The 11,833-nt window shown below is 66.0% G+C and carries 8 protein-coding genes; 2 read left to right on the top strand and 6 right to left on the bottom strand.

Features of this window, described 5'->3' with window-relative positions; all coding sequences use genetic code 11:
- Positions 1-80: 80 nt before the first annotated feature.
- The gene (gene istB / locus B5F74_RS10860; RefSeq protein ID WP_239283466.1) at positions 81-587 is read left to right on the top strand and encodes an IS21-like element helper ATPase IstB; all 507 of its coding nucleotides are present in this window, start codon (positions 81-83) and stop codon (positions 585-587) included.
- Positions 588-686: 99 nt separating this feature from the next.
- On the opposite strand, the gene B5F74_RS10855 is transcribed toward istB, so the two are convergent.
- Together B5F74_RS10855 and B5F74_RS10850 are read right to left on the bottom strand one after the other, a co-directional pair.
- Positions 687-1,661 (bottom strand): IS110 family transposase, encoded by a 975-nt coding sequence (locus tag B5F74_RS10855; protein WP_087202407.1) that lies wholly within the window; start codon positions 1,659-1,661, stop codon positions 687-689.
- Between the two features lie 408 nt (positions 1,662-2,069).
- A complete protein-coding gene (locus B5F74_RS10850; protein WP_087202404.1) occupies positions 2,070-3,443 on the bottom strand; it encodes a Mur ligase family protein in 1,374 nt (457 codons plus the stop codon).
- A gap of 344 nt (positions 3,444-3,787) precedes the next feature.
- Here B5F74_RS10850 and B5F74_RS10845 point away from each other — a divergent pair, with 344 nt between their 5' ends.
- Positions 3,788-5,008 carry an FAD-dependent oxidoreductase gene (locus B5F74_RS10845; protein WP_087202402.1) on the top strand — a complete coding sequence of 407 codons (1,221 nt, stop codon included), beginning with the start codon at positions 3,788-3,790 and terminating at the stop codon, positions 5,006-5,008.
- Between the two features lie 131 nt (positions 5,009-5,139).
- On the opposite strand, the gene B5F74_RS10840 is transcribed toward B5F74_RS10845, so the two are convergent.
- The 4 genes from B5F74_RS10840 to tig all read right to left on the bottom strand — a co-directional run bounded on the left by B5F74_RS10840 (position 5,140) and on the right by tig (position 11,831).
- A complete protein-coding gene (locus tag B5F74_RS10840; protein WP_087202400.1) occupies positions 5,140-7,836 on the bottom strand; it encodes a valine--tRNA ligase in 2,697 nt (898 codons plus the stop codon).
- A gap of 530 nt (positions 7,837-8,366) precedes the next feature.
- Positions 8,367-9,779 (bottom strand): ATP-dependent Clp protease ATP-binding subunit ClpX, encoded by a 1,413-nt coding sequence (gene clpX, locus B5F74_RS10835; protein WP_087202398.1) that lies wholly within the window; start codon positions 9,777-9,779, stop codon positions 8,367-8,369.
- Positions 9,779-10,399 carry an ATP-dependent Clp protease proteolytic subunit gene (locus B5F74_RS10830; RefSeq protein WP_066832786.1) on the bottom strand — a complete coding sequence of 207 codons (621 nt, stop codon included), beginning with the start codon at positions 10,397-10,399 and terminating at the stop codon, positions 9,779-9,781. Before B5F74_RS10830 ends, clpX begins: the two co-directional genes overlap by 1 nt.
- 127 nt (positions 10,400-10,526) lie before the next feature.
- Entirely contained in the window at positions 10,527-11,831 is a 1,305-nt protein-coding gene (tig, locus tag B5F74_RS10825) for a trigger factor (protein WP_087202396.1), read from the bottom strand.
- Positions 11,832-11,833 lie beyond the last annotated feature (2 nt).

Here is an 11,833-nt window from a genome sequence, read left to right as displayed (position 1 = left end):
TCTGCCGAATACTTGGGCGACGGATGTCCCATCCCATGCCCCCTTTCCCCGTTTACGGCATCATGCCCAAACGGAACTCGATGTGTCAACGGAAACGGGGGAGATTCAGATTCAGGTTCATAGAGCGCGCCGAGAACGCGCTGCTCGTCGGCAGCCCGGGCGTGGGCAAGACCCACCTCGCCGTGGCCATCGGCATCGAGGCCGTGCGGGCGGGGCGCGAGGTGAGGTTCATGGACTGCGCCAGGCTCGTCGAGGACCTCCAGGACGCGCAGGCCCGCGGGATCCTCAAGAAGCGCCTCAAGTACTACGCGCACTCGAAGCTGCTCGTCATCGACGAGCTGGGATACCTCGACATAGGCGAGGGCGGGGCCGACCTGCTCTTCCAGCTCATCTCGACGCGCTACGAGCAGCGCTCGACGATCATCACCACCAACGTCGGCATCGGCGGCTGGGGGAAGGTGTTCGGGGACGACGTGGCGGCGAGCGCGATCGCGGACCGCGTCTGCCACCACTGCCACGTCATCAAGATCACGGGCAGGTCCTACCGGCTGAAGGACCTGCCGCGCGAGAGGAGGGGCACCGAATAGCCGAAAACGGTGGAAAAGCGCTGGCGGAACCGGTGAAAGTACGTTAGCGCGATCGGCGCCGATCCGTTTGCGCAGATGGTGAAAAGTAGGTTGACGGTATCAGTCGTCGGCCCTGCCCTTGATCCGCGGGGGCACCTCGTGGCCGGCGGGGGCCGCCTTGGGCCTCGGCGAGCACGACGCGTAGTGCCACGCCGCCTCGACGAGCGCGCGCCTGGAGGCCGAGTTGCCGGTCTTGGTGATGCCGCCGGTCGCCTCCTTCTCGCCGCTGGAGCGCTCGGACGGCGTGAGGCCGAGCCACGACGCGTACGCCCCGGCGGTCGGGAACCTGCTGAAGCAGCCCGCCTCGGCGGCCAGGCAGAAGGCGGTGACGGCGTCGACGCCCTTGATGCACGAGAGCGCCTCCACCACGGGGCGCCACCGCTCGGAGCGGGCCTCCTCGACCACCCGCCTCTCGAGGGCGCGCTTGTCGGACTCCGCGCAGCGCACGCACGTCACGTAGTGGTCGAACGCGGAGGCCGCGGCGGGCTCGGCTGGCCTGAGCCCCTCGGCCCAGCGCCAGAACGCGCGCGTCCAGGCGCCGCGCCTGCGGCCGAGCGCGTCGGTCTCGTCGAAGACGTGGCCGCGCCGCAGCAGGAACTTGGAGAGCCGCTGCCGTGCGCGCTGCAGGTCCTCGCGCGCGTCGTCGAGCGCCCGCGACAGGTCTCGGGCGGCCTCCGCCTCGACGGGCGGCACCCACACCTCGACGACGTTGCGCGTGGCGAGCAGGCGGGCCAGGAACGCCGCGTCGCGCCTGTCGTTCTTGCGCCTCTTCTCCGCGGCGGGCTTCTGCATCCTCGACACCGCGCCGACGGCGCAGTCGACGCCCAGCGCCCTGAGCTGGCGGCAGAGGGCGGAGCCGGTCGGCCCGCTCTCGTAGACCGCCTTGGGCTCCTCGAACCCCTTGATCCAGGCGGCGATCTCGCCGGCGTCGGTCCCGAAGGACCTCTGCACCACCTCGCCGGTGAACGGGTCGAAGGCGCATGCCGACACGGAGCGCGCGTGTACGTCGAGCCCGATGGAGGTAACATGGGTCATGGGGAGCCTCCTCCCATGCGTGCGGTACGGCGGGTACCGCGAGGTGACGATACAACGCCATTGTTCCCGCCCAGCCCGCGACCCTGTATGCCGCGGGGAGGCTTTCCCCTCAATGGCTTTCTCATATCGTCTTTCGGGCGGTTTCCCCGCGACTGGATAAGCGGAACTGTTGTCTTCCCGCACTCGACCTGCAGCTGCCGACGCCATGTCCTATTCCCAAGCGAAATCGCCGGCACAGCACTCCGATTAACAATGTTGCTGATCAAGCTGTAAGAAAAATCATGCCGAATAATGAACCTGCTTTGGGTTAATCGAGATGCCCTAGCAAACCCAGCGTCCCCAGTGCGCCCCAAGGCGACCCGCCCCCGCACAACACGGCCGCAGGTCGCCTCGAGACGCCTCAGCCTATCAACTCCGCAACAGCCCGGCAACCTCTCCGGCAAGCGTGATGGTCCCGGCAGCGACAAGGGGCTCTCCCGCCTCGGTGAGCGCGTCCAGCGCGTCGGCGACCGTGTCGTAGACGGAAAGCAGGCCGTCAGGCGCTCTCCCCTCCCGCTCGAGCTCCTCGGCGACAAGCTGCGCAAGCTCACCGGGAGCAAGCGCGCGGTCGGATGCCGTCGCCGTCACCGCGAAGCGCGGGAACGCCGGGACGAGCGTGCGCACGATGCCGGAGACGTCCTTGTCGGAAAGCGCCGCGATGAGCAGCAGCGGTCGCTTCGAGACGTCCTCGTCGACCTCATCGAGCGCGCTGACGAAGTTCTCGCAGCTCTGAGGGTTGTGGCAGGCATCGATGAGGACAAGGGGCCGACGCCGCACGATATCGAACCGCCCGGGCGTGGGGCAGGTCTCCAAGCTGAGCTGGAGCGAGGCGGGGCTCAGCTGGCGGCCGAGATACGCCTCGACCAGATGTATGGCGCAGGCGGCGTTTTGAGGCTGGTAGCTCGGCTTGGGAAAGCGCACCTCATAGGTCGTCCGCCTCGTTGCCGTGGCGAAGGCGAGCATGTCCCCCACATGTCGCGGAAGCTCGCGCACCTCATGGGTCACGACGAGCGGCGTCACCCCGCAGGCTTCGCAGCGCTCGTCCATCACGCGCTGCACCTCCGGCTCGTGCGTCCCCTCTCCGAGCACGACGATGCGCCCAGGCTTGATGACGGCGGCCTTCTCGGCCGCGATCTCGCCCAAGGTATCGCCCAGGATGCGCATGTGGTCGAGCCCGATGCCCGTGATGGCAACCGCCACCGGATCGGCCGCGCTCGTGGCGTCCCAGCGGCCGCCCATGCCCACCTCGAGCACCGCGACATCGACCCTTGCCTCGGCGAAGACGACGTACGCGGCAACGGTCAGCAGGTCGAACGGCGTGATCGTGTAGGCGCGCTGCCCCGCCGCCGTGCGCGCCGCGTTGATGCGCCGGCCCGCCTCGACCGCGGCGGACACGCCATGGGCGAACGCGGCGTCGGATATCACGCGCCCGTCGATCTCCATGCGCTCCGGGTAGCGCACGAGCTGGGGCGACGTGTAGAGCGCGGTACGAAGGCCCTCGCCGGCAAGGATCGCGGCGGCAAAACGGGTCGTCGAGGTCTTGCCGTTCGTGCCCGCGATCTGCAGGCAGTCGTAGTGCTCGTCGGGACGCCCGAGCTCGTCGAGCATGTCGACGACCGTCTCGAGCAGCGGGCCGGCGTCGCCCGAGATGCGGCCCGTGTCGGCGGCAAGCGACACCGCCTCGTCAAAGGAAAGCTCGGGCACCTCGAAGGGCACCGCGTACGCATCGGTTCGTTTAGGCATATGGGTCAGCTCCTACGTTTCATGTGATCCAGAGCGCCGCACCATCTGCGGGCACGGCACGCTAGATACTACCACGCGCCGCTCTCGCGCGGGCGAATGTGGGCAATGTGAGTGCGGGCGCTTGGCGCCACCACGGGCGCCGCATGTGGAGGGAGCGTCAAGAATGCGGGTACCGGTACCTCATTGTCGGCTCACGCACAGACCCGCAGATGGCACCTAGAACAAAACCACGCAAAGTGCAGGCCATTTCATATAAACGGGCCGCACCAGGCGATATGCTAGAGCACAACCGCACGCTGAAACGAACTCAGCTGGGACCACGACGCGAACGATGGGAGAAGAGCATGGCGATTCATGTTGTCGAGGAGGCAAACAGGTGCCTCGAGTGCAAACGGGCGATGTGCCAGATCAAGGGATGTCCTGTCCACACGCCCATCCCCGAGGTGATTGGCCTGTTCAAGGAGCGCAGGATGGACGAAGCAGGGGCGCTGCTGTTCGAGAACAACCCCATGAGCGCCGTCTGCTCGCTTATCTGCAACCATTCCAACCAGTGCGAGGGCAACTGCATCCAGGGGCGTAAGGGCAATCCCGTGCATTTCTCCAGCATCGAGAGCTACATCTCCCGCACCTACCTCGACCGCTACACGCCCAAGCGCACGGAGCCCAACGGCAAGTCTGTCGCCGTGATCGGCTCGGGTCCCGCGGGCATCACCGTCGCCATCAAGATGGCGGAGGCGGGCTGCGACGTCACCGTGTTCGAGCAGAAGGCGGAGATCGGCGGCGTGCTGCGCTACGGCATCCCGGAGTTCCGCCTGTCCAAGGAGCTCGTGGGCCGCTACCGCGACATCATGGTCTCGCTCGGCGTGCGTCTGCGCCCCTCCACCACCATCGGCGGCGCGCTGAACATCGACGATCTGTTCCGCGACGGCTACGACAGCGTCTTCGTGGGCACGGGCACCTGGCGCGCCCGCAAGCTCGACATCCGCGGCCAGGGGCGCGGTAACGTCTTCTTCGGCATCGACTACCTCGTGGACCCCGATTCCGTCGACTTGGGCCGCGACGTGGCGATCATCGGCGTGGGCAACGTCGCCATGGACGTGGCGCGCACCGCGCTGCGCCACGGCGCGCACCGCGTGACGCTGTACTCCAACACCAACAACGTCACGGCGAGCTCGGAGGAGGTCGAGTACGCCGAGCTCGAGGGCTGCGAGATCGTGCGCGGCAAGGATGTCATCGCCATCGAGAAGGAGGGCCCCGTCTTCCGCACGGCGATCTTCGATGAGGACGGCAATGTGACGGGGTACGAGGACGAGCTCGACCACGTGACCTGCGACACCGTCGTGATCGCCGTGTCGCAGCTGCCGAAGGACAAGCTCGTGCTCACGACCGACGGCCTTGCCACCAACGACCGAGGCCTGCTCGAGGTGGACGAGAAGAACATGTGCACCGTGCCCGGCGTCTTCGCCGCCGGCGACGTGGCGACCGGCCCCCGCACCGTCGTGCACGCGGTCGCCGGCGCCAAGGTGGCCATCGAGGGCATGAAGGAGTACATGGGCATCGCGTAGCCGATGCGCTGAGACTCCCTGTAACAGAAACGGGGCCCGTTGCCGCATACGGCAACGGGCCCCGTTTCTCTTAGCGAGGGGGCCGCAGCTTTTGGGACGGATCCTCAAAAGCAGCAGCCCCTCCGGCTTGGCTACGCGAAATCGGCCAGCTGGGCCTTGAGCGCGGCGATCTCGGCCTCGAGCTCAGCGGCGCGCTCGCGCTTCTTTGCCACGACCTCGGGCGCGGCCTTGGCCACGAAGCCCTCGTTGGCGAGGGTCTTGTTGGCGCTCGCCAGCTCCTTCTCGTCCTTGGCGATGGTCTTCTCGATACGGGCGCGCTCGGCATCGAAGTCCACCAGGTCGCCCACGACCACGTAGGCGTTGAAGTCCGGGCCGGCCAGGGCGATGGAGCCCTCGGGCTTGGCAAAGCCCTCCTCGTCCACGACGTTCAGCGTCTTCACGCTCGCAAAGCCGCGGATGAACTCGGCCATGCCTTCGATCGCCTCGGCGACCTCGGCGCTGTGAGCGCACACGTGCACATCCAGCTGCTCCTTGGGGCTGATGCGGTAGCGGGCACGCGTGGAGCGCACGTCGGTCACCACGGCGCGGGTGAGCTCGAAGGCGCGCTCGGCCGGCTCGTTCACCCAGCGCTCGAAGTCGGCGGGCTCGGGCCATGCGGCGACCATGAGGGCCTCGGCGCGCTCGCCGTCCATATCGAGGCAGCTCGCGGGCATGACGTCCCAGATCGCCTCGGTCACGAACGGCATGAGCGGGTGCATGAGGCGCAGGCTCGTATCGAGCACGAAGATGAGGTTGCGCTGCGCCTGCAGGCGGGCGCCCTCGTCCTTCAGACGGCTCTTGGTCACCTCGACGTACCAGTCGCAGACCTCGTTCCAGAAGAAGCTCTGGATGCTGCGCGCGACGTCGCCGAACGTGTAGCCCTCGATGCCCTCGGTCACCGCCGCGACCGTCTTGGCGAGGCGGCTGAACATCCAGGCGTCCGCCGGCGTCTCGGCCACCGGCTCGCCCGGGGTGTATCCTTCCATGTTCATAAGGAGGAAGCGGCTCGCATTCCAGATCTTGGTCACGAACGACTTGGCCTGCTCGGTGCGCGGGCTGCCCTTGAACTCATGCGTCTTCTTATCGATGTCCGCGTCGAACTTGACGTCCTGGTTGTTGGTGAACAGGGAGAGCAGGTTGAAGCGCATGGCGTCGGCGCCGTACTTGTCCATGAGGACCATGGGGTCCACGCCGTTGCCCTTGGACTTGGACATGCGGCTGCCGTCCTTGGCGAGGATCGTCGGGTAGATGACGACGTCGTGGAACGGCTCCTCGCCCAGGAAGTACTCGGAGCTCATGATCATACGGGCGACCCACAGCGCGATGATGTCGCGCGCGGTGACGAGCGCCGTCGTGGGATGATGGCCCTCGAGCGCCTCGGGCTTCTGCGGCCAGCCCTGCGTGGCGAAGGTCCACAGCTGCGAGCTGAACCAGGTGTCGAGCACGTTCTCGTCCTGATGCACGTGGTGGCCGCCGCACTTGGGGCACACGTCGGTGTCCTCCATGAGGGCGTCCTCCCAGCCGCAGTCCTCGCAGTAGAACACGGGGATGCGATGGCCCCACCACAGCTGGCGGCTGATGCACCAGTCCTTGAGGTTCTCCATCCAGGTGAGGTAGGACTGCTTCCAGCGCTCAGCGTTGAAGCGGACGCGACCGGACTCCACGGCCTCGATCGCAGGCCCCTTGAGCTTGTCGACGGCGACGAACCATTGCTCGGATAGCCAGGGCTCGAGCGTGGTGTCGCAGCGGTAGCAGTGCATGACCGAGTGGTCATGGTCCTCGATGTGGTCGAGCAGGCCGTGCTCCTCGAACCACGCCACGACGGCCTCGCGGCACTCGTCGCGCGTCATGCCGGAGAACTCGCCGTAGCCGTCCACGACGACCGCGTGCTCGTCGAAGATGTTGATCTGCGGAAGGTCATGCGCGGCGCCCATGGCGTAGTCGTTGGGGTCGTGCGCGGGCGTGACCTTGACGAAGCCGGAGCCGAAGCCGGCGTCGACGTGCCAGTCCTCGAAGATGGGGATCTCGCGGTCGACGATGGGCAGCATCACGGTCTTGCCCACGAAGGCGGCCTTCTCGGGATCCTTGGGGCTGACGGCGACGCCGGTGTCGCCGAGCATGGTCTCGGGACGCGTCGTGGCGACGACGATGTAGTCTTGCCCGTTCACCGGCTCGGTCAGCGGGTAGCGCAGGTGCCACAGATGGCCGGACTCGTCTTTGTACTCCGCCTCGTCGTCCGAGATGGCCGTGGTGCAGGAGGGGCACCAGTTGACGATGCGCTTTCCGCGGTAGATGAGCCCGTCGTGGTACCAGTCGCAGAACACCTTGCGCACGGCCTCGGCGTAGTCATCGTCCATCGTGAAGCGCTCGTGCTCGAAGTCGACCGAGCAGCCCATGCGCTTGATCTGCTCCTTGATGGTGCCGCCGTACTCATGCGTCCAGTCCCAGCAGGCGTCGATGAAGGCCTCGCGGCCCATCTCGAGGCGGTTTTTGCCCTCCTCTTTCAGCTTCTTGTCGACCTTGGTCTGCGTGGCGATGCCCGCGTGGTCGGTGCCCAGGATCCACTGGGTGGAGCGGCCGCGCATGCGCGCCTCGCGGACGATGGCGTCCTGGATGGAGTCATCGAGCGCATGGCCCATATGCAGCACGCCGGTCACGTTGGGCGGCGGGATGGTCACGGTGCAGTCGCCCACACCGGGACGACGCTGGTAGTAGCCGCCGTCGAGCCACTTCTGAAGGATCTTGGGCTCGTTTTCAGACGGATCGTATGTCTTGGGCATCTCTTCCATGCGAAATTCCCTTTCTGTTGCGATACACAAGTCTTGAGGTTACCACGAATGTCCCCTCGGTTGCGCCATACCTACGGGAAATCGTCACTTGACCCCATTGTCGGGAGAAGGCGGAGCGCCGCGCCTGTCCCCCGCCGTCGTCGAGCAACCTATGATTTCCGGATCGTGGTCAATTTGCCCATCGAACCGGGAGCCAGGCGCGCCGCACCCCGTCCGCGGGCCTACCGCGCGAGTCAAATCACAATATTTGATATTAATGTTCTTGATCCGATGGCGGCATCGAAGCCGCCGCGGGCACGATATCCCTGAAAACGCACGCGCTTCAGACCGCCAGAACCCCTCGCAGCTCGAGAGAATCCCGGTTCGATGGGCAAATTGACCACGATGCGGAATCTATACCGCAGCAACCCCGCTCCGCACGCCCACCCGGCCCGGCGCGACAGCCGCAAGCCGGTTCACAGCCGCCAAACAGAATAAGGGCGCGTCCGGGACGAACCCGGGCGCGCCCTTGCGCGGAAGTGAGCCGAAACTTAGTCGAGGTCGACCTCGTACACGCGACGGGGTTCCTCCTCGCCGCGCACGCAGGCGCCGGTCACGACGACCTTGGCGACGTCCTGCTCGCTCGGCAGGTCGAACATCGTCTTTTGGAGCAGGTCCTCGCAGATGCTGCGCAGGCCGCGCGCGCCGGTCTTGCGGGCGAGCGCGAGCTTGGCGATCTCGTGCAGGGCCTCGTCCTCGAATTCCAGCTCGCAGTCCTCGAGCTCGAACATCTTGCGGTACTGGCGCACGATGGCGTTTTTGGGCTCGATCAGAATCGACACGAGGTCGTCTTCGGACAGCGCGTTGGTCTGCGTGATCACCGGCGTGCGGCCGATGAACTCGGGGATCATGCCGAATGCGTTCAGATCCTGCGGGAGCACCTGCTTGAGCAGGTCGTTCTCGTCGGCCGAGGTGGGGCCGGCGATCTCGGAGTTGAAGCCCACGCCCTTGTTGCCCACGCGGTCGGACACGATCTTGTCGAGCCCCACGAAGGCGCCGCCGCAGATGAACAGGATGTTCGTCGTATCGATCTGAAGCAGCTCCTGCTGCGGATGCTTGCGTCCGCCGGTAGGCGGCACGCTGGCGACCGTGCCCTCGAGGATCTTGAGCAGCGCCTGCTGCACGCCCTCACCGGAGACGTCGCGCGTAATCGACAGGTTCTCCGCCTTGCGCGCGATCTTGTCGATCTCGTCGACGTAGATGATGCCGATCTGCGCGCGGGCGATATCGCCGTCGGCCGCGTTGATGAGCTTGAGCAGGATGTTCTCGACGTCCTCGCCCACATAACCAGCCTCGGTGAGCGCCGTCGCGTCGGCGATGGCGAACGGAACCTCGAGGATGCGCGCGAGGGTCTGCGCGAGCAGCGTCTTGCCCGTGCCCGTGGGGCCGAGCAGCAAGATGTTGCTCTTGGCGAGCTCGACATCATCGAGGTCGCCGCCGACAGCGTGCTTGCCGAGCGCCTTGCCCTTCTCTGTGGCCTCAGCGTCCGCCTCGCGCTCGAGCACGCGCTTGTAGTGGTTGTACACCGCCACGGACATGGCGCGCTTGGCTTCCTCCTGGCCCATGACGTAGGCGGAGAGCTGGTCGTAGATCTCATGGGGCGTCGGCACGCGCTTGATGAGCTGCGAGGCCACGTGCTTGGTGTCGGGCTCCGGCTCGGGCTCGGGTTCGGAGGCAGCAAAGCCCATCCCCTCGGGCGGGAACGGCATCTGCTGCTGCGCCGCCAGGAAATCCTGGGCGAGCGATTCCTCGAGGATCTCGGAGCACGCGGCTACGCACTCGTCGCAGATGAAGATGTTGGAGGGACCCTTGACGAGCTTGCGCACCTGATCTTGGGTCTTGCCGCAAAACGAGCAGTGGATGGGGCCGAACCCCACCTCGCCGGGCGTCATGTCGTTGGCCATTACTCAGCACTCCCCTGCGTGGCGGCGCGGGACGTGACGATGCGGTCGACCAGGCCGTACTCGAGGGCGGCGTTCGCACGCATGTAGTGATCGCGCTCGGTGTCGGCCTCGACCTTCTCGAAGGGCTGGCCCGTCGCGTCGGACAGGATCTGGTTAAGGTTGCGGCGCGTCTCCTTGATCTCGCGCGCCGCGATCTCAATCTCGGTCTGCTGGCCCTGGGCGCCACCGCTCGGCTGATGAATCATGATCATGGAGTTGGGCAGGCAGAAGCGCTTGCCCTTGGCGCCGCTCGCCAGCAGGACGGCGGCCATGCTCGCCGCCATGCCCACGCAGATGGTGGACACGTCGGGCTTGATGAAGTTCATGGTGTCGAGGATGGCAAGACCCGAATACACCTCGCCGCCCGGAGAGTTGATGTACAGCGAGATGTCCTTCTCGGCATCCTGGCTCTCAAGGTGCAGCAGCTGGGCGATGACGAGGTTGGCCGTCGTGGAGTTGATCTCCTCGCCCAAAAAGATGATGCGATCGTTGAGGAGTCGAGAATAGATGTCGTAGCTGCGCTCGCCGCGCGGCGTCTGCTCGATGACGTAGGGCACGAGCGCGGAATCGATCCGGTACATGGTACTTCCCCTTTCGCAATCTTTCTCATTTACGTAGGTACGGTGCACGTCTGGCGCAACGCGCCCGATCATGCACCGTACTCGCGATCCCGGTTACCCCGGTATGATACCCGCCTAGGGGCAGATGTTACTCGGCGTCAGCCTCGGCGTCGTCCTTCTTGGCGAACTCGTCGACCTCGGTGACGACCGCGGTGTCGACCAGCCAGTCAACGGCCTTGGAGCGGCGGATGGAGTCGCGGACGGCGGGCATGCGGCCCTCGGAGAGGAACGCGGCCTTGGAGGCGGCGACATCCTGGATGCCGGCGCGCTCGAACTCGGCGTCGACGTCCTCGTCGGTGACCTCGATGTTGAGCTGGCGAGCCAGCGCGTCGAGGGCGAGGGACTCGCGGGCGACATCGTCGGCCTGGTGATGCAGGTCGGCGAGGAAGGCCTCGGTGGACATGTTGGACATCTTCAGCCAGGAGTCGAGCGTCATGCCGCGGCCGGACAGGCTCTGCAGGAAGTTCTGGCCCAGCTCGGAGAACACGGACTGCTCGTAGTCCTCGTCGACCTTCTCGAGCTCGAGACGCTCGGCCAGCTTGGCGACGGCACGGTTCTCCTTGATGCCCGGGAGCTTGGAGGACTTGTCGGCATCGAGCTCGGTCTTGACGGCGTCGCGCATGGCGGCGATGTCGTCGAAGCCGAAGGACTCCTTGGCGAACTCGTCGGTGAGCTCGGGCAGGACGCGCTCCTTCACGCTCTTGACGGTCACCTTGACGGAGGCCTCCTCGGCGCCCTCGACCTCGGGGGTCCAGGAGATCTCCTTGGTCTCGTCGACGTTCATGCCGACCAGGCCCTCGTCGAAGGCGGCGGGCAGGTTGCCGGAGCCGACCACGATCATGCGGCCCTCGCCGGCGAGCGCCTCGGCGTTCTTGACGTTCTCGATGTCGACGGTGACGTAATCGCCGTTCTGGACGGTACGCTCAGCGTCGTTGAAGGTGGCGTGATAGCCCATGAGCATCTCGATCTGGGCGTCGATCTCGCCCTCGGTGACCTCCGCGGGAGGCATCTCGATCTCGACGGGATCGTAGGAGGTGAGCTCGCAGCTGGGGCGCAGCTGGAACTCGATGGTGTAGACGTAGTCCTCGTGGTCCGCGACGATGTTGTCGACGTTGTCGTAGTTGCCGGCCTTGACCGGGACGATGTCGAGCTCGTTCAGGACGTCGGCCTCGTTGGCGCCGATCAGGTCGTTGGTGGCCTGAGCCAGCACGGCCTGGGCACCGAGCATGTTGTCGATGACGGGACGAGGAGCATGACCAGCGCGGAAGCCCGGGAAGCGGTATTTCTTGGCAGCCTCACGGTAGGCCTTCTTGATGGCAGCGTCGACGTCGGCGGCCGGAATGGTGACCGTCGCGGTGAGCTTTGCGTCCTTCACGTCAGAAGTGATGTTCAACG

The organism is Collinsella sp. An271 (assembly GCF_002159695.1).
Taxonomy (GTDB): domain Bacteria; phylum Actinomycetota; class Coriobacteriia; order Coriobacteriales; family Coriobacteriaceae; genus Collinsella; species Collinsella ihumii.
This window is presented reverse-complemented; position numbering and strand designations above follow the sequence as displayed.